The organism is Yersinia kristensenii (assembly GCF_900460525.1).
In the GTDB taxonomy this organism is placed as follows: Bacteria; Pseudomonadota; Gammaproteobacteria; order Enterobacterales; family Enterobacteriaceae; genus Yersinia; species Yersinia kristensenii.
This window is the reverse complement of record NZ_UHIY01000001.1, coordinates 656,433-675,782: the sequence shown is the minus strand read 5'-3', so window position 1 is coordinate 675,782 and position 19,350 is coordinate 656,433. Positions and strand designations below refer to the sequence as shown.

The following is a 19,350-nucleotide window of genomic DNA, read 5'->3' as shown; positions in this document are numbered from 1 at the left end:
TCAATTATCTAGCCGAATTGATTTCTCTGATAAAATATTAATTAACGAAAATATTAATACACAAACAATTAGTATGGCGATAAAAGCTATTCTCAGTGATGTCAAATCTGCGAATAAACCTATTAAAGGAGGTGTGATCAATAAACCCACTCTTGACATCCATGTGGCGAAAGTAATCCCACTTGTTGCATTTATATTAGATAATTGCCCAATAAAAGATATTGTTAATGGAAATATAACAGATATCCCTAATCCAATGAGAGAGAAACCAAGGATTGTAAAAATTGTAGAATGAAAGCTTATTATTGAAATTATTCCAAGTATAGATAATATAATCCCATATTTTAAAATAATCATTTTACCAAACTTATTTGTAAAGTGATCACCGAAAATACGACCAATAACGATACATAGTTGACAGGTGAGATAGGGTAAGCCAGAAATGACTGATGAAACGTTATAAATTTCCTTCATATATATGGCACCCCAGATACTCGCGGTCTCCTCTATACTGCATGTAAATACAAGTATAATTAAGGCTATAATATAAAGTTGTATTTCTGATATTCTTGCCCCTCGTTGAGTCTTTTTGCGAAAAGAAAACTTACTCTGCAAATATTCTTTTTTAAATAATAAAATGTAAATAACCAATGTTATTAAATTTAAAATGAGTAATGTAAGGTTAAATTTTTCCATTGAAGATCCTAACCCAATAGCGGCTACTGCAACGAGTCCTCCCCAGATTGTGCCGATACTACCAGCACCATGAAGCCGATTAATCAAACTTTTCCCATAAGATTGTTGTATATTGAGAGCCTGTACATTGATACAAGTATCCCCCCAAGAGTCAAAAATACCGAATATAAAAAGTAATAATGTTATTTCATACCATGATGATGAAAATGCTACTGTTGATATAAAAATGATTAGAAATAAAAAAGTTATATTTGTTGCTAAATATAATCCAATGAAATTTATAAACTTATTAGCGAACAATCCAAAAATTATTGATCCAGCCGGAATAGCTGAAATCATAATGCCAACCATATAATTACTGAGATTGAATTTTTCTTTTAAATCTGGAATCCATGGAACCAAACTGGCATAAGTAACGCCATGAATGAAAAATAGTAACGATAATATGATACTTTGTTTTTTTTGCATGTTATAAATTTATTTTGTATGAAGTTATAATTAAAGTATATAATTGAAATCAAAACCTAATATATTTCTATATCCTATTTCCATCGATGGTTTCTTTAGTTTTATCGGTGTCACCTGATGCCAAATAGTTGAGCCTTTATCTATATGGAATAACCCCTCACCCGGCTCTAATGTGTGTGATTTAATAAATTCATCTTTTTCTGTACAGTAAAGTTTACTTTCACCACCTTCAATATTATATTTATCAATAACTAATGCGGATACAATATAGTTGCTACCATCTTGATGTAAACCTTCAGGTGAATTGGACACTGAATGTATTGAGCTATCAATAATCAAAGATACTTGATGACAAGTGACTTCAATTTTTTTTAGTTCTCGTTTAGGTTCACATTCACATAGCATTTCTACGAAGTTCTTAATTAATATCCTCAATGTCGGAGATTCGATGGCGGCCCGGTCCATTGGTGGAAAACGGCGTATTAATTGCCTTAAATCTAACTGATGGTCAGCATGTTGAGTAAAATTGGTTAATGCGGGAAGATCAATATTATTTACCGCCCATTTATTATCAATATATTCGACAACGAATTGGCAAATTCCTCTTTTTCTAAAAGCCCTATAGGCGTGAAAGGTTTTTTTATCAGGTACAGATAAAGTAGATATCAGTGCTTGAATACCCTTGGGGGGCAAGTTGTTATCAAGATAGCGTTGGGCTTCCTGAATAATTATTTTCCTATTTTCAAAGCATTTACTGATAAGAAATCTCAATTGAGATAATTTTATATCATTAGTATCCCAAACTAAGTTTTCAAATGACAATTCATTTTGAATTGATTCAATATCCACACCAAATTCATTTATATTAAATTGAATGATTTTATATTTAATTCCCATGATAAAAATATCCTACCTTACTAGGTTGTTATTGATGAGAAATATTAATTAAAATAAATAATACAAAATAATATATATTAATTAAGTTTTTTTATAATGGTGTCTTAAATGTTTTTTTATTTCGCTGTTTTTATATCTCAAAGATCTCTTTTCGGCAAGCTTTTATAAATACCCATTGATATACATGTTTATCAAATTATAGTTTTTTGATGGTTTTTTAGCAGTTAATTTATAGGGATATATTTAATGAGTAACTATTATAAATAACAGGTTCTCTTTATTCATCTGCGTATTTGATGCATTTTAAATTTCTGTAAATCATGTTAAATAGATAAGTAATTATTTTTATTAATTCAATAATAAATTAAACCACACTCATAAAAATGAAATTAATTTTCATTTTTATATTATGCTCTGTTAACACAAAATTTCTCCAGAATGGACAGTAATACTATGCGGATTTAATCTGGTGAAAATTTGTCACTAAGGGGTGCTTCATAGAGGCTAAACTGGCAACGATTCACCGCCCTTGAATTGGTGGATATCGAGTCGGTGGAGTTTTACTTTTCGCCATAATGTTGTGCGGCTTATTCCCAATAAAATGGCCATTTCACTCAGTTGTCCCTGGCAGACTAATGCGGCGCGAATAATAGCCTGTCTTTCTAATTCTTGTAGTGATAAGACTGGCTGAGGTTGCGGCATATCTGGCTCTAATAACAATTTTTCGCCTAACAGATGCTCTGGCAAGTCATTGAGATTGATCCGGTTGTTGCGGCAGGCCATTGCGGCCCGCTCAACCACACTTTTAAGCTCCTGATCATTACCGGGCCATGGGTATTGGCACAATTGGCGAATAACATTTTCGTCTGGCTGATATTGGCAGTGAAAATGTTGACCAAGACTTGCCAGCGTATGCTGAACCAGCAGCGGAATATCTTGCTGTCGTTGGCGCAAAGGGGGGATATGGAGCTCGAAAGATTGCAGGGTATAGAACAGCTGGCGGCGAAAATGCCCTTGTTTTACTAACAAAGGCAGGTCTGCGCCAGTAGCTGTAATGATCCGCACATCCACTGGGATTACCCGATTAGAGTTTACTCGCATGACCATGCCGGTTTTGACAATTTGCAGCAGAGCAGACTGCATTTCTGGTGATAGATATTCGACTTGCTCCAGATATAAGGTGCCGCCGTTGGCTAACTCAAATTTGCTGGGTTGCCCAGATTCGCCTTCACTGGCATCGCAGCCAAGAAATTCCCGCGCCATAAGATTTTGTGGTAATGCCTGACAATTCAATACGATGTACGGGCCGGCTGCTCGATTGCTGGCATTATGAATCGCCTGTCCCAATTGTTGCTTCCCGACACCTTCTTCCCCATGCAGTAAAATGGGATGTCGGCCTTTGGCGGCCTGTTTGCCATAGCGAATTAAACGGCGCATTTCTAGTGACGCGACGGGCATGTCGTCAAAGGTATAACTGGCTCGCCCTAATTGGTTATGAATCATTTGCCGTAGTAATTCTTGCGGATGCAAAAGTGCAATAAAACCACAGCGATCGCCATCGGGAATGGGTTTGAGGGTCAATAGCGCAGAAATAAATTGCTGCTGATTTTCAAAGGTCACCTCCACATGGCTAAGAGGATTGCGGTGCAAAATAGCTTGGGTCAGCAAGGCGGGGAGGGTGAGTAAATCTGTGACGGGTTTGCCGAGGCTGCTGGTTTCATCGAGTTGCAAAATAGCGGCTGCACGGCGGTTAAGATACAGCAGACACCCCCGTTGATCCCAAGCCATTACACCATCTTCAACCCCATCAAGCAGGGCATTGAGTTCATTCAGATGACGGTTAGTTTCTGCCAATAAGGTGTCGGCATGGAGGTAATTGCCAATTTCTCGCGCAATGGCTAGTGTCAGCGGTAAATCACTGGCGGCGTTATCAACCAGTAAACTTCCCAGAACAATCACAGCCCGTTGACGGCCACTATTGTCATACACCGGGGTTGCACAAAATTGCCACGGGTGCAGCGCTTCCTTGAAATGTTGCTGGCCGCTGACCTGTATTGGATGCCCTTCAGCTATTGCCAGCGCAGGGGCATTGGTGCCGATTAATCCCTCAGTCCAATAACTGCCACTATCAATGCCCAATTTTTGTAACTGACTGATGGTCTGTGGATGGCCGCATTGCCACAAGGTGCAGCCACTTTCATCGAGAATTAGCAGAACACAATGGCGCGATTCCATGTATTCATAAGCATCTTCCAGTGCGGCTTGGCCTAACACCAGTAAGTCATTTTTTCGCTGACAAATTGACTGAAAAGTTGCCCCCACCGCCCGGTGAGGAACCCGCCATTGCTGGGCTTGCATCAGTTTTTGGCAGCGCTGCCACGACGCTACTAGCGCCGGAGTCGCAACCGGCTCAGCGCTGCTCATTGAGGAAAAAACCAGAGAAAATTATCTTCGGTAGCGTCAGCCAATTTGGCAATGTCATTGATGCTAATACGTTTATTGTTTTTCACAGGTTAATACTTTCACCGAGTGAATCAGTCGCTGTTAACTCATTCTAACTGGCCTTGATAGATAGCCGCAATGCGCGGAGTCACGTAATGCGTAGTTCTCAAATTATGTAAAATGACCTAATAACCCCTATTTTCCCCTCTTGAAAAGAATTTATCGCCACACTGCAGACAATGATTCAATTTCTCAAAAGATATGGATTATCATTAGCATTCAATTTTACCAAAGGACATTTCATGCTCGGTCGCATCGTTAGCCGGTTTTTATCCTTAGTCGCTGTGTGTCTGACGATAACAGCATCATTTTCTGTTTTAGCTGAGCCGATCGTGGTGACAGATGTTGCCGGCCGACAGGTGACATTAGCTCAGCCGGCTTCCCGCGTGATATTAGCGGATGCCAGGGCATTGATGGCATTGAATATTATCCATCCACAAACCCCGCTCAAAGGTATCATTGCCTGGGATAATTCACTTAAAGTGAAAGCTGCTGATCTGGTAGAGGCCTATGCTAAAAAATTCCCAGAAGTGAACAATATCCCCATATTCGATAATCCCTATGTCACTGATTTCAGTGTCGAACGGGCGGTTTCATTGCGACCGGATTTAATCATCTTTGATACCGGATTGCTGGCAAAACTCAAAGCCAGTGGCGTGTTGGCCCAGTTGGATAAATCGGGTATTCCAGTGTTGTTTATTGATTTCCGCCAGCAACCGCTGACTAACACCATTCCCAGTATGCAACTGCTCGGTAAGGTATTTGGCGAAGAGAAAAATGCCGAAGACTTTATCCAGTTTTATCAGCAACGGCTTAACTTGATTCGCCAACGGGTCGCCACCCTTAAACCAGAACAGCGCCCCAGTGTTTTCATTGAGCGCCACGCTGGAATGACGGGTGAGACGTGCTGCTCAACTTTCGGTAAAGGCAGTTTTGGGCAATTTATTGCCGAGGCTGGCGGGAATAATATGGGTAGCCAACTTTTCCCAGAAATGGGCGGCGAAATTAACGTCGAGCAACTCATTGCCAGCAACCCAGATTTTTATCTGATGACGGGCGCTGATTGGAGTCGGGGCCATAAAGGCTCGGTGGCCGTGCCCTTGGGCTACAACACGGATACTGCAACAACACAAACAAAACTGGCCCATTTAATGGGGCGAACGGGGGTCAGTATATTGAAATCCGTGCAGGATAAAAAAGTGATGGCGGTTTATCATCAGTTCTATGACAGCCCGCTCAATGTGGTCGCTGTAGAAGCTATTGCCAAATTCCTTCACCCAGAATTATTCGCCGATTTGGATCCACAGGCCGATTTGGAAATGATCCATCAAAAGTTTACCGCTATAGATTATAGCGGCGTGTTTTGGGTCACTGCCCTGCGCCCTTGACGCCGCAGCGTTGTTAGCTGCAACACCAATAGCTTTGGGCAGTCAAACAGCTTGCACCCTTGTCGCCGCAGCATGCTGCAATAACTCAGGGTAAGTTATTGCAGCGCTCGCTATGACACTTAACCCCTTATTTTTAGATGGTTTTTACTCCCGCACTTTTAGTTTTAATCACAAATAATAATCTGCTTATCTGCGATAAAATTTATTTACTTGGGAAAAGTAATCATTAAGATTAGCGTTTCCAAAAAAACACGTTCAGACACAACTCCTTTCGCAATAGGCCCAAAATGTTAATGTTTTACCGTTTATCCTTGCTGGCCGTCTCTGTCGCGCTGGCATTACCGGCTGTTGCCGCAGAGAAAAAGGCCTCACCAGAGGCTGATAACTCAGTTGAAGCTAAAACGAACAACAGTGACACACTCTCAGTCGTCGGCAACTGGCTTGATAATACTGATAACAGCACGGTTGTTTTAAATCACCCCGGCGCACGCACTATTGTTACCCAGCAACGTATTCACGAAAAGGGTGCTCAGACGGTGGGTGATTCACTGCGTGGTATTCCTGGTGTCCAAGTGCGCGAAAGTAACGGCACGGGCGGCAGTGATATTTCACTGAATGTGGGGGTTCGTGGCCTGACCTCCCGCTTATCTCCGCGCTCAACTATCTTGATGGACGGCATCCCGCTGGCAGTGGCACCTTATGGTCAGCCGCAACTCTCTATGGCTCCGCTTTCCATCGGTAATTTACAATCTATTGATGTCATTCGTGGTGGTGGGGCAGTACGTTATGGGCCGCAAAACGTAGGCGGTATCATCAACTTTAACACCAAGGTTATCCCGAAAGATTTCAGTGGAGCAGTCAGCGCCCAAACTCAGGGTGCCAGCCACGGCGGTTTAAAAACCTTGAGCAGCGCCTCATTGGGCGGTACCGCAGATAACGGTTTTGGCGCGGCGTTACTTTATTCTGGCCTGCATGGTCAGGGCTATCGCGATAACAATGATAATACTGATATCGACGATTTTATGCTGAAAACACGCTATCAGCTGACAGAACACGATGAATTACAAGCAAACTTCCACTATTACGAAGCACATGCTGGTATGCCGGGTGGATTAACCAGCGCACAATATGCCCAGAATCCTTTCCAATCAACTCGCCCTTATGATCAGTTTGATGGGCGACGCCGTGATATGTCATTCAAATATATCCATCAGGAAGATGATCGCCAATTTGAGTTGCTGACGTATTTCACTAAAAGCTTCCGGGGTAGCAATATTGAATCGGAAGGTACTGGCGCTAATCTCGGCCAACGGCGTATGGTGGCTTACCCGCGCAATTACACCACTTATGCTATTGAGCCAAGCTATTCACAGTTATTTAGAATGGGCAGCAGCGCCCATGAAGTTACTCTTGGTTACCGCTATTTGAATGAAACTGCGGATGAGAAAGCCTATCGCTCCCCTTGGTATAAGCCCGCGACTGTGACGTCGATGCCCGCCACGCCACAATATTACCAGCATACCTCGGGGGGGCACCGAAGCTCACGCCGTGTATATTGATGACGCAATTAACATCTCAAACTGGACTATTACCCCAGGTTTGCGTTATGAGAATATCCGCACCAATGTGGATGATTCTTTTGCTAATACGCACCGCGAGATGCAATACAGTGAACCATTACCTTCACTTAACGTGATGTACCATATGTCCGATGAATGGAAGCTGTTTGGTAATGCCAATACTTCATTTGGTAGTATGCAGTACTTCCAGCTCAGTCGGGGCGGCAAGGGGAATGCACCGGCACCGGGCCTGACGGCTGAAAAAGCTCACAGCTACGAACTTGGTACCCGTTTTGATGATACGGCTATCACCGGCGAACTGACATTTTTCTATATCGACTTTGATAATCAGCTGCAATACATCAGCAATGATATCGGCTGGACAAATCTTGGCGCGACGAGCCATAAAGGTGTGGAATTGGCGTTTAGTTATGATTTGAGTGAACTCAATTCAACGCTGAATGGCGTAAGCGTTTACTCCAGCTATACCTATACCAAAGCGACGACGAACGGCGGTGCTTTTGCCGGTAAAGATTTGCCGTTCTATTCACGTCAGGTCTATACCCTGGGCACTCGCTATGAAACCGGTAATTGGGTCTGGAATCTGGACAGCTATGCACAATCCCAGCAACAGTCACCGGGAACGGGTCCGCAGTATATTACGGCAGAAAGTGCTGATGGTCAGTTTGGTACCATCCCTGGGTATATGGTATGGAATACTCGTGCTGAATATAATTTCGGGCCAGCTTGGTCAAATTTGACCTTGGGCGCGGGGGTAAAAAACCTGTTTGATCAGCGCTATTTCACACGCTCCAATGATAATAACTCAGGTAAGTATGTCGGTGAGCCGCGGACTTTCTTTGTGCAGGGGTCAGTTGCTTTCTAATGTAGTGGTTTAGGATAAGCCCGGTAAGAGAGTCATTTGCCGGGCTTATATGTCCTCTTCTCGTTCCGTTTTGCACACTTTCCTTTAAGTTATCCTTATATAATATAAATGATAATCATTACTGATATTCCGGTATTGATTTCACCAATAGGTAACTTTATGGGAAGGAGTGATTGATGTTGAGATAGGAATAATAAAGTCAATGACAAACTAATTATGCTTTGATTGGGAAAGTTAGAATGATTAGATTAAATAATTCGAGTTGCAGGAAGGCGGTAATTGAAAGAGTCCCCAAGAGGCTTACATAAGTCAGTGATTAGGGAGAATAAACGCAGTTAACACAGATACAGTTTGCAGAATAAACGGGTATAGATGTTATCTACCGCCAGATGAGCGAGAGGGCTATTTTTGTATATGTAATGAAAGGATTTAATAACAAAATAAAAGAGAAATATAATACCGCAGTATTCAACTCAAGCATTCACATAAGAATTAATCATTAAGCGCTACTTTCAGCCATTTTGTCAGGGTGAAGATTCAATTTTTGATAATTCATCTTTGGCAAATGCGACCTTATTCCGGCCATCTTTTTTAGCCCGATAAAGCGCCTCATCTGCGGCTTTAAGTGAGGAGGCCAAATCATAGGATTGTAACGGCGAAATTCCGGCACTTAAGGTGACGGTTGTGGACACTTTATGATTGAAAACATGTGGAATATCAAGCCCTAAAACTCGCTGTCGTACGCGCTCAGCTAACTGTGTGGCATATTCTTCACTCACATGTGTCAGCAACACTAAAAACTCTTCGCCGCCATAGCGCACCACGATATCGCGCGAACGGACAGCATCACGAATAGCGGCCGCCACGCGCACCAATGCCTGATCTCCCATAGTATGGCCATAATTATCGTTATAGGCTTTAAAGTGGTCGATATCGAGTAGCAGCACGTAATGATTACCGGGAGACTGTGCGAGCAGTGTCTCTAGTTTATTTTCCAATCCTCGGCGATTATACAAACTGGTGAGCGGGTCTATCATGCTTAAATCACTGAATTTTTCTCTTTCGTTATAAAGGTGTGCCACGAGTTTGCGGGTGAAGTCATCACTGCGGCGCAGCATCAAATGATGTAAAGAAAAGCCAATCAGAGGCAACATGACAGTGAATATGATGCGGAAAATATTTTGAAAATCATCCAGAAAAATAACCGTAAGTGCAGAAGGGACGGTATGTAGACAAAAGGCAAGAAAGTTATCCGACAGCGCAATCGTGCTGATAAAGAAAATGGTAAACAGGCTAAGCAATAAGTAGTTATTTTCATTGGTACCCAGATATTCATATTTAAGAATGATTTGCCAGGCCCAAAGCACACCCATAGTAATTGAAAATAAATTCAATTTATCGACATAATTCTTCGAAATAAAAACCAAATACCCCGCTGCACTGAGGCTGATAATCGTGATCATAACGATAGGCAATGTCACTGCTGGCGTTTCAGGAGAGGGTAATATCATACTAAAAATAGCTGACGACGCATTAAGAAATAGAAAAAGCAGCAAAGAGAGCCGATGCTTACTTTTCAGAAGCTGGTCGTAGGAATAGCTATTCATATTTAATTCACTCTGCATAATGTCGTGCTGTCAGTAGACAAATAAACAATATCCTCATGAAGCCCTTTTATTTGAGCATCACGATAAATAGTTATTTTAAGTAATTATTTTTATTTGAAGCGTTTTAACATTGATCTAGGAATTTTCTTAATCAAAATTACCATTTTTGTTTCATCCTGTCATCATGATGTCGATCAACTAATCAATTTACTCTTTTCGTCTGATATATCGATGGTATCAATGCCACAGGATCAGTCAAATCAGGCGTTTTCTTGCAATAACTTCATGATGCAGATTGTGCCAGAGTGATATATGCTATTGGTTATCATTATCACTTGAGTGGGGCATTATGACTACAGCCAGATTTGCAGTTTACCGTTCATGGGGGATAAGCGGTTTATTGAGTCGTGGGATGTCCAGTGGCTGGGGGATGTTACTGCCTTTTGCTTTGTTACCGGTGCTGGGGTGGGCTGATATCACGGTGGGTCAGTTACGGGTTTTGATTATAGTCGCCATGCTGGCGACGGTGAGCATGCTGTATCACGCACGATTGCGGCATTTTCTGTTATTGCCATCTTGCCTGGCGCTTTTGGCGGGTATAGTCGCAGTCTTGATGCACCATTAATTTTACGTGATGCTACTGGTGTGTGTTGACAGAATATTGCTATAGGAAATGAGAGGTTGGCCGTGCTGAGATTAGAAATCATCGTGGTGCGAAGGGAGGGACTTGAACCCTCACGTCCGTAAGAACACTAACACCTGAAGCTAGCGCGTCTACCAATTCCGCCACCATCGCCCAAATGATTTCTTACTGCTTATCCCTTTCATACTTCTAATTGCATATGCGTTTACCGCATTCCTGCAACTTGAATTATTTAGGATATATCGTGAAAAGAGTAAAGCTTAGGATTTATATCACCAGCTTGGTGCGAAGGGAGGGACTTGAACCCTCACGTCCGTAAGAACACTAACACCTGAAGCTAGCGCGTCTACCAATTCCGCCACCATCGCATGTGCTGTGCAATATAAATCTGTACTACGGGGGCGAATTCTAGAGATTTTCGCGTTCAGGTCAATACTTATTTCCCCTCATTGGGGTGTTTGCTGTAAAAAGCATCATATATTGAGCAATTGATTTGATTACTGAAGTCTTTCTTCTTTTATGCTTTGTCCCCAAAGTCATCTGATTTGGCCGGATAATGGGCGAATAGTTCGATTAGCCAGTCAATTAGCACCCTAACTCTTGGCGCCAAAAAACGCCCCGGCGGGTACATGATAAACAGCGGCATCACAGGCGGCGGCAAATGGGAAAGTACTTCAATCAATTCGCCTTGTGCTAATTGGTGCTGAATTCCCGTTGTTGGTGCTTGAATCAATCCTAAACCCGCGACCCCTGCTGCAATATAAGCATCTGCACCACTGACACTTAAAATACTGGGCAAAACACGGTTTTCAACCTTCCCCTGATAAATAAATTCCAACGGATAATCGCGATTATTTAACTGTGAGAAATAGCCTACCGCTTGATGGCCCGTTAAATCATCTAGTGACATCGGAACACCGTATTTTTCCAAATAAGCCGGGGAGGCACAGGTGATTTGTGGTTGCTGACCAATATTACGTGCGGCCAATTGTTCATCGCGGGGCAACCAAGCTCGTAATACACAGTCTACCCCTTCGCGCAGCAGATCGATGGTGCTGTCATTTGCGCCAAGAATCAGGGTGATATGAGGATAACGCTGATAAAAATCACTCAAAACCGGGATGACCACATTGCGCGCCAGTGAGTGTGGCATATCAATGCGAACCTTCCCCTCCGGTTGCAACCGCTGGTGGCTGAACAGTGAGTCGGCTTCTTCAAACGCCGACAATAATTGCAGACACCGGTGATAATACAGTGTGCCTTCGGCGGTGATATTCACTTGCCGGGTGGTCCGCACCAGTAAGCGAACGCCTAAACGCTGCTCTAATCGCTTTAGGGTATGGCTGACCGTGGCGCGCGGTAATTGCAGTTTTTCTGCGGCGCGGCTGAAACTGCCCAATTCAACAATACGGACGAAAATCCGCATGGCTTGTATCTGATCCATAACTGCGCTCGCCTATTGTTGGTGTTTTTTGAACAGTGATGAGTGATCTGCATTATTTATCTTTCCTCGCTAAACAACCACACTTTCTTCCGACACCACTAATGGGGAGTATCGTAATGCAACAACGTCAATTAGGTTCAAATGGCCCACTGGTTTCTGCTTTGGGTCTTGGCTGCATGGGAATGAGTGATTTTTATTCTACTCATCAGGATGTTAATGAGTCCGTTGCTACGCTACATCGGGCATTGGAGTTGGGTGTGACGATGCTTGATACCGCCGATATGTATGGCCCCTTTACCAATGAAGAGCTAATTGGGCGGGCGATTAAGGGCAAGCGTGATCAAGTCTTTTTAGCCACCAAGTTCGGCATTGTGCGCGACCCGACAGATCCAACGGTTCGCGGTGTCAGCAGCCGCCCTGATTATATCCGCCAATCTGTTGACGGCAGCCTCAAACGCTTAGGTGTTGATGTTATTGATCTTTACTACCAACATCGTGGCGATCCGACGGTTCCCGTCGAAGATGTCATTGGGACGCTAGCTGATTTGGTCACCGCCGGTAAAATTCGCTACCTCGGCCTGAGTGAAGTCTCGGCAGCAACATTAGAAAAAGCCCATCAGGTACACCCGATTACTGCGGTGCAGAGTGAATACTCACTGTGGACGCGGGATGTGGAAACTTCGGTCTTGGCGACCTGCGAAAGATTAGGGGTAGGATTTGTGGCTTATAGCCCACTAGGTCGTGGTTTTCTGACTGGTGCGATACGCAGCCCGAATGATTTAGCCGCTGATGACTTTCGCCGTAATAACCCACGTTTTCAAGGCGATAACTTTGCTCTGAATCTAGCATTGGCCGATATAGTGACCAAAATGGCGCAAGATAAAGGGGTTAAACCGTCACAATTAGCATTAGCCTGGGTGCTGGCGCAGGGGAAATTCATCGTGCCAATCCCTGGGACCAAGCGGCGCAGTTATCTGGACGAGAATTTGGGATCATTGGATGTGGTGCTCACTGAGCAAGAGTTGGCGGCTTTGGATGCCGTATTCCCATTCCAAGCCGCAGCAGGGGAACGCTACGGCGCGGAAGGGATGGTTTATCTTAACGCTTAATATTACTGACTGATAATATTAACGTTTTTTCTTAGGATCGCGTGGCGGACGCCCGACAGTTGCTTGATAGACCTTAAAGCGGCCATTCTGCGCCAGCACTTCATGGCTGCCAAATGCGGCATCCAGCAGTGCAGGGTAAGGCAAGAAGGAGTTCGCCACGATACGCAATTTACCGCCCACATGCAGGTGCGCGGTTGCTCCACGGATCAGTAATTCAGCTGCCGTCAGGCTAGTTTGAATCCCATCATGGAAAGGTGGATTGGAAATAATCATCTCGAAGCGGCCTTTAATGTCAGAGTAGACATTGCTGGCAATCACTTGCGCGTCGATATTATTTGCCGCCAATGTTGCCCGGCTGGATTCAATTGCGGCCGCGGATACATCACTCAGGGTCCATTTGATTTTTGGCATTTTTGGGGCCAGCACCGAGGCCAACACGCCGGCACCACAACCCACGTCCAGTATGCTGCCTTTAAACGGCTCGCTAAAAGTGGAGAGCAGCAGATAGCTGCCAGAATCCAGCGAATCGCGGCTGAATACACCCGGCAGGGTTTTTACGATGACATCACCCACCTGATAGCTTTCCCACCAGGCATCGGCATCAAATTCCGGCTGTTTATCCAGGCGACCATGATAGAGGCCACAACGGCGGGCGCTATCAATTTTGGTTAATTGCGCAAACTCTGACAGCATTTCTTCTGCACTGCGCACTCCGCTACGGTTTTCGCCCACCACAAAAATATCGCAACCGACGGGCAGCAAGGACAGCAAATTCGCCAGTTGGAACTGAGCTTCCTGTTTGCTTTTGGGCCAGTAATAAACCAGCGTATCGCAGGTTGCAACTGTTTCGGGGGTTGCCACAAGACCGAATTGAACATTCTCTTCCAGCGTATTGCTCAGTAATTGCCAGTGGTGATATTGATTGGTGTGAACCCGTATCCCGGCTGCATCAAATTGCGCTGGCAGCGCATCTTGTAAATCACCGGCAAACAACACGTGGCGGGCTATAAATTCATCACTATGGCGCAGTATCACTTCACTGGCTGGGGTTAATGCAGACATCAGTCTTTGGCTCCTTAAGAATATAATCGGCGATTATAGAGGTTTGTTGGCTCAACCTCTATTTTTGTATTTTTTAGACAAAGTAGAGATGAGTATTAGTGCGACAAATTGTTGCATTTTGCGTTCTTCTGCCACACAATGACATTGTGTGTGATCTGTACATGAAATGGTGCGTTTACACGACGAAAAGTGCAGCTACGCACGTTAAAAATTGCGCAAAGAGGAGTAAAACTATGGCAATCAGTATTCGTCTGGATGAGGATTTTGTCACTGACGTTAAAATTCACGCTGAAGCATCGAGCCGTAGCGTACCGAAGCAGATCGAACACTGGGCAAAAATTGGTCGTATCGCTGAGGATAATCCTGATCTGCCTTACAACTTTATTCTGGAAACCTTACTGGCAAAAAGCGAAATAGAGAATAAGAAGGTGTCACGTTATGTCAGAAGAACCAAGCGGGATGAAAATTGATATTTATGAAAGTAGTCGCTTCTCTAAAGCGTTAGAACGACTTTCTGAACAACAACTTATGGTTGTCGAAGATCAAATCGAGTTAATCATTACGACCCCAGAAATGGGCGAATTAAAAAAAGGTGACCTAAGTTATCTTCGGGTACATAAGTTTCAACTCAATAATCAACTGGCGTTGTTGGGTTACAGTTGGATCGAACAGAAAATCGAATTATATCTTTTGAGTCTCAGTTCCCATGAAAATTTCTATCAGGAGCAAAAGCGCTTACGCAAAGCGGATTTGAAACTGATTAGCTAAATATATTTAGCACGAACATGTTTAAGGCACGGCTGATAAGCAGAGGTTTGTTGGCGCATGTTCTATGGGTTTGCTAGCATAGCGCTGAAATACGGGTCGCTTTGACAGGAAAGGGCATGGCATCAAGACGAGACTTGCTGTTACAACAGCTTGGTATTACGCAGTGGACATTGCGCCGCCCGGCCGTCTTGCAGGGCGAAATTGCCATACGCTTGCCCGATGATACCCGCTTGTTGATTGTGGCCGATCCGCTTCCTGAGCAGGACGATCCGCTGTTGTGTGATGTGTTGCGCAGCCTCGGGCTCACTCCCCGTCAAGTTTATGTGCTGACGCCGGATCAGGTGGCGATGTTACCCGAAGAGACACAATGTAACAGTTGGCGATTGGGCATCAGTGAACCGCTTGCGGTTGCGGGTGCGCAGTTACACAGCCCGGCATTGACCGGACTTTATCAAGACGCGAGCGCTAAGCGCGCACTTTGGCAGCAGATTTGTCATCATGAAGCAGATTTCTATCCTGACGCCGGCCGATCTGGCCACCGCGTACCAAATTGAGCAAGCCAGCCATGCTTTCCCGTGGACGGCAAAAACCTTAGCCAGCAATCAAGGTGAGCGCTACCTCAATTTCAAACTGAGTGTTGGGGAGCAAATGGCAGGTTTTGCTATCACCCAAATTGTATTGGATGAAGCAACGCTATTTAATATTGCTATTGATCCGCAGTATCAGCGCCAAGGCTGTGGTCGTTTGCTGCTTGAGCATGTCATTGCGCAGTTGGAAACGCGCAATATTGTCACGCTGTGGCTCGAAGTTCGGGCCTCAAATTCACGTGCAATAGCATTGTATGAGAGCCTTGGCTTTAACGAGGTTTCCGTGCGCCGCAACTATTATCCCAGTGCAGATGGCCGCGAAGATGCCATTATGATGGCCTTACCGATGGGATAGTGCCTTTTTGCCGATTTTCTGTCTCGAATAATGACTGTTTGTCTTGAAAAAATTGTCTATCCCGCATAAATCAGGGAAAATACCGCGCTATAACCACTTATACCCAAAAGTGATAGGAGTCGCTGCGTATCACGCGGCTTTTTAAGTAAAAGGGTATAGCGCCATAATCAATGCCTTGCTTTGCTTGGGCCGCATATCAATGAGATATGCGGCCCAGAGCAGGGCGGCCTAAAAGTAGAATTTCAAACTATGTCTCCAAGTGAATACGCACTGGAAGTTGCGAAAAGACGTACTTTCGCCATCATTTCCCACCCCGATGCCGGTAAAACTACCATTACCGAAAAAGTGTTGTTGTTCGGGAACGCCATTCAGACCGCCGGTACAGTAAAAGGCCGTGGCTCAAGCCATCATGCCAAATCTGACTGGATGGAAATGGAAAAGCAACGCGGTATCTCCATCACCACTTCTGTGATGCAGTTTCCTTATGGCGGTTGCCTGGTTAACTTACTTGATACCCCAGGGCATGAAGACTTCTCCGAAGATACTTACCGTACTCTGACCGCCGTTGACTGCTGTTTGATGGTGATTGATGCGGCTAAAGGGGTCGAAGACCGAACCCGCAAGCTGATGGAAGTTACCCGTCTGCGTGATACGCCGATTCTGACCTTTATGAACAAATTGGACCGCGATATTCGTGATCCGATGGAAGTGCTGGATGAAGTGGAACGTGAGCTGAAAATTGCTTGTTCACCAATAACTTGGCCGATTGGCTGTGGTAAGTTGTTTAAGGGGGTTTACCACCTTTATAAAGACGAAACTTACCTGTACCAGACCGGTAAAGGCCACACTATCCAGGAAGTGCGCATTGTTAAAGGGCTGAATAACCCGGATCTGGATATTGCCGTAGGTGAAGATCTGGCTAAACAGTTCCGCCAAGAGCTGGAGCTGGTTCAGGGGGCATCTCATGAGTTTGACCATGAAGCTTTCCTGTCGGGTGATTTAACCCCGGTATTCTTTGGTACCGCTTTGGGCAACTTTGGTGTCGACCATATGTTGGATGGCTTGGTTGAGTGGGCACCGGCACCAATGCCGCGTAAAACCGATACCCGCGAAGTAGTGGCTGCTGAAGAGAAATTCACCGGTTTTGTCTTTAAAATTCAAGCCAATATGGATCCGAAACATCGCGACCGTGTGGCTTTCTTGCGCGTGGTTTCTGGTCGCTTTAATAAAGGAATGAAACTGCGGCAGGTGCGCACTAAGAAAGATGTGGTGATTTCAGACGCGCTGACCTTTATGGCTGGTGACCGTTCTCACCTTGAAGAAGCCTATGCAGGGGATATTATCGGCCTGCATAACCACGGTACTATTCAGATTGGTGATACTTTCACTCAAGGCGAAGATATGAAGTTCACCGGTATTCCGAACTTTGCCCCTGAATTGTTCCGTCGTATTCGTCTGCGTGACCCATTGAAGCAGAAGCAATTGCTCAAAGGATTGGTTCAATTGTCAGAAGAGGGCGCGGTGCAAGTGTTCCGCCCACTGACCAACAACGATCTGATTGTCGGGGCCGTCGGTGTGCTACAGTTTGAAGTGGTTTCTTCACGACTGAAAAGCGAATACAACGTGGAAGCGGTGTATGAATCGGTTAACGTATCAACCGCGCGTTGGGTTGAATGTGACGATGTGAAGAAATTCGAAGAGTTTAAACGTAAGAATGAGGTTAACCTGGCACTGGATGGCGGTGATAATTTGAGCTATATCGCCCCAACGATGGTCAATCTTAATATTACGCAAGAGCGCTACCCGGAAGTCCGTTTCCGTAAAACGCGCGAGCATTAATCAAGCTGCAAGCCGCATTCTGTCGGGGTACTCCGTGCCCCGATTCATAAATTTCTCTCATTATTATTTCTCTAAGATAACTCCTACTTAATCATAATATTCTGACTTTAGGCCGATTCCGACTGTAATTCTCCTGGGATGCTCTATCTTTATAGATACCGGCAGGACAGGCTTGTATTAAATTCGAGTCAGCTAACCTGCAATAATCGTAAAGTATTCATCAAATGCCCACCCATATAAGGTGGCGTAAGGATCCGAGAGCTGGGGAAGTTATTCCAGTTTTGGATTCCAAACAAAAAGGAAGAAATCGATGACAAACACAAAATTTGCCCGTTCAATGATGGCTGTTGTTTTAGGTACCGCACTGATGAGTGGTAGCGTGTTCGCTGAAGACACCATGCTTAATAAGACTGACAACGTTGTGGACAGCGCCGGTGCGAAACTCGATAGTTCGATGAAGAAAGTTGATAACTACATGGGTGACAGTGCCGCAACAGCTAAAGTAAAAAGTGCTTTGCTGGAAGAAAAAACCCTTAAAAGCACTGATATCTCAGTTGAAACTAACCATGGTGTAGTGACGCTGAGTGGTTTTGTCACTTCTCAGGCTGAAGCTGAAACCGCAGTAGATATCGCCAAAAATATTGAAGGCGTTAAATCCGTCAGCGATAAGTTACATGTGAAAGATCAGAAATCACAATCAGTCAGCGAATATGCCGGTGATGCGGCAACCACCAGTTCAATTAAAGCCAAATTATTGGCAGATGACATTGTCCCATCACGTAAAGTTAAAGTAGAAACCACTGATGGTGTAGTGCAATTGTCCGGTAATGTTGAGAATAAAGCTCAGGCCGAACGTGCCGAAAGTATTGCTAAAGCCGTTGATGGCGTAAAAAGCGTTAAAAACGACCTCAGCATCAAGCCTTAATTGTTATCAAGCTGATGGGTGTTTCGTGGGGCCGCAATATAACCCACGAAATACCGCTTAACTTAATAAGTTTGTCAGCTAAATAACTCATCCAATAAATCCAAATAATACGACTTCTGCCAAATACGCTACTGTTAAATAGGCAGAAGGGTTAAAGAGTGATTTTTGAACGCGAGTTTACATACCTTAAATCATTCGAGTTGCAGGAAGGCGGCAAACGAGTGACTCCCGATGAGCTTACATTGGTAAGTGATTCGGGTGACAAATCTGCCGGGAGTAGATTTGAACGCTGTTTGCAGCGGCCTCGCAGAGGCGAGGCCCATGGACGGGCCGAGTAACGAGTGCAGCTAACACACCTGTAGCTTGAAGTATGACGGGTATAAAGTCATTTTTTTAAACGGGAAGGAGAAGCTTATGTTTCGCTGGGGCATTATATTTCTGGTTATTGCGTTAATCGCGGCAGCACTAGGTTTTGGTGGGCTAGCCGGTACAGCAGCCTGGGCCGCAAAAGTTGTTTTTGTCGTCGGTATTATTCTATTCCTTATCAGTCTGTTTACAGGACGTAAGCGTCTTTAGACAGGTGCGAGGGTTACAGCACCGGTAAGAAGAGGTATT

General features: G+C 44.4%; 16 protein-coding genes, 2 tRNA genes and 1 pseudogene. 11 read left to right on the top strand and 8 right to left on the bottom strand.

Annotated elements, in window-relative coordinates:
• The 3 genes from DX162_RS03130 to dhaR form a co-directional block, all read right to left on the bottom strand.
• Entirely contained in the window at positions 1-1,164 is a 1,164-nt protein-coding gene (locus DX162_RS03130; protein ID WP_004389360.1) for an MFS transporter, read from the bottom strand.
• Positions 1,165-1,194: 30 nt separating this feature from the next.
• Positions 1,195-2,061: a 2OG-Fe dioxygenase family protein gene (locus DX162_RS03125; protein WP_004389361.1), complete on the bottom strand. Its 867-nt coding sequence runs from the start codon at positions 2,059-2,061 to the stop codon at positions 1,195-1,197.
• Between the two features lie 504 nt (positions 2,062-2,565).
• On the bottom strand, positions 2,566-4,485 hold the full coding sequence (dhaR, locus tag DX162_RS03120; RefSeq protein WP_004389362.1) for a dihydroxyacetone kinase operon transcriptional regulator DhaR: 1,920 nt from the start codon (positions 4,483-4,485) through the stop codon (positions 2,566-2,568).
• Positions 4,486-4,805: 320 nt separating this feature from the next.
• Between dhaR and DX162_RS03115 the strand changes: the two genes are divergently transcribed.
• Positions 4,806-5,951, top strand: coding sequence for an ABC transporter substrate-binding protein (locus DX162_RS03115; protein ID WP_032819336.1), 1,146 nt, complete (start codon positions 4,806-4,808; stop codon positions 5,949-5,951).
• Positions 5,952-6,238: 287 nt separating this feature from the next.
• Positions 6,239-8,396 (top strand): annotated as a pseudogene (locus DX162_RS03110) (TonB-dependent receptor family protein).
• 524 nt (positions 8,397-8,920) lie between these two features.
• On the opposite strand, the gene DX162_RS03105 reads toward DX162_RS03110, so the two are convergent.
• Positions 8,921-10,021, bottom strand: coding sequence for a GGDEF domain-containing protein (locus tag DX162_RS03105; protein ID WP_004389368.1), 1,101 nt, complete (start codon positions 10,019-10,021; stop codon positions 8,921-8,923).
• A 331-nt stretch (positions 10,022-10,352) separates the two neighbouring features.
• Between DX162_RS03105 and DX162_RS03100 the strand changes: the two genes are divergently transcribed.
• Entirely contained in the window at positions 10,353-10,628 is a 276-nt protein-coding gene (locus tag DX162_RS03100; RefSeq protein ID WP_050413790.1) for a DUF1435 domain-containing protein, read from the top strand.
• An 84-nt stretch (positions 10,629-10,712) separates the two neighbouring features.
• Here DX162_RS03100 and DX162_RS03095 read toward each other — a convergent pair.
• From DX162_RS03095 to DX162_RS03085, 3 genes are all read right to left on the bottom strand, one after another.
• A tRNA-Leu gene (locus tag DX162_RS03095) sits at positions 10,713-10,799 on the bottom strand.
• 128 nt (positions 10,800-10,927) lie between these two features.
• Positions 10,928-11,014, bottom strand: a tRNA-Leu gene (locus DX162_RS03090).
• Positions 11,015-11,163: 149 nt separating this feature from the next.
• The gene (locus tag DX162_RS03085) at positions 11,164-12,090 is read right to left on the bottom strand and encodes a LysR family transcriptional regulator (RefSeq protein ID WP_004389370.1); all 927 of its coding nucleotides are present in this window, start codon (positions 12,088-12,090) and stop codon (positions 11,164-11,166) included.
• 116 nt (positions 12,091-12,206) lie between these two features.
• Between DX162_RS03085 and DX162_RS03080 the strand changes: the two genes are divergently transcribed.
• The gene (locus DX162_RS03080; RefSeq protein ID WP_004389371.1) at positions 12,207-13,199 is read left to right on the top strand and encodes an aldo/keto reductase; all 993 of its coding nucleotides are present in this window, start codon (positions 12,207-12,209) and stop codon (positions 13,197-13,199) included.
• 18 nt (positions 13,200-13,217) lie between these two features.
• Here the strand turns inward: DX162_RS03080 and rsmC are convergent, their stop codons facing one another.
• Positions 13,218-14,261 carry a 16S rRNA (guanine(1207)-N(2))-methyltransferase RsmC gene (gene rsmC / locus DX162_RS03075; RefSeq protein ID WP_004389372.1) on the bottom strand — a complete coding sequence of 348 codons (1,044 nt, stop codon included), beginning with the start codon at positions 14,259-14,261 and terminating at the stop codon, positions 13,218-13,220.
• 233 nt (positions 14,262-14,494) lie between these two features.
• Here rsmC and DX162_RS03070 point away from each other — a divergent pair, with 233 nt between their 5' ends.
• The 7 genes from DX162_RS03070 to DX162_RS03040 all read left to right on the top strand — a co-directional run bounded on the left by DX162_RS03070 (position 14,495) and on the right by DX162_RS03040 (position 19,311).
• Positions 14,495-14,731: a TA system antitoxin ParD family protein gene (locus DX162_RS03070; RefSeq protein ID WP_004389373.1), complete on the top strand. Its 237-nt coding sequence runs from the start codon at positions 14,495-14,497 to the stop codon at positions 14,729-14,731.
• Positions 14,700-15,029 (top strand): type II toxin-antitoxin system RelE/ParE family toxin, encoded by a 330-nt coding sequence (locus DX162_RS03065; protein ID WP_032819337.1) that lies wholly within the window; start codon positions 14,700-14,702, stop codon positions 15,027-15,029. The genes DX162_RS03070 and DX162_RS03065 overlap by 32 nt, the downstream gene beginning before the upstream one ends.
• Positions 15,030-15,145: 116 nt before the next feature.
• Positions 15,146-15,583 (top strand): DNA polymerase III subunit psi, encoded by a 438-nt coding sequence (locus DX162_RS03060; RefSeq protein ID WP_032819338.1) that lies wholly within the window; start codon positions 15,146-15,148, stop codon positions 15,581-15,583.
• A complete protein-coding gene (gene rimI, locus DX162_RS03055) occupies positions 15,528-15,971 on the top strand; it encodes a ribosomal protein S18-alanine N-acetyltransferase (protein WP_032819340.1) in 444 nt (147 codons plus the stop codon). Before DX162_RS03060 ends, rimI begins: the two co-directional genes overlap by 56 nt.
• A gap of 249 nt (positions 15,972-16,220) precedes the next feature.
• Positions 16,221-17,810, top strand: coding sequence for a peptide chain release factor 3 (gene prfC / locus DX162_RS03050; RefSeq protein WP_049562052.1), 1,590 nt, complete (start codon positions 16,221-16,223; stop codon positions 17,808-17,810).
• 310 nt (positions 17,811-18,120) lie between these two features.
• Positions 18,121-18,735, top strand: coding sequence for a molecular chaperone OsmY (gene osmY / locus DX162_RS03045; protein WP_049562054.1), 615 nt, complete (start codon positions 18,121-18,123; stop codon positions 18,733-18,735).
• 414 nt (positions 18,736-19,149) lie between these two features.
• The gene (locus tag DX162_RS03040; protein WP_004389381.1) at positions 19,150-19,311 is read left to right on the top strand and encodes a DUF1328 domain-containing protein; all 162 of its coding nucleotides are present in this window, start codon (positions 19,150-19,152) and stop codon (positions 19,309-19,311) included.
• Positions 19,312-19,350: the final 39 nt, after the last annotated feature.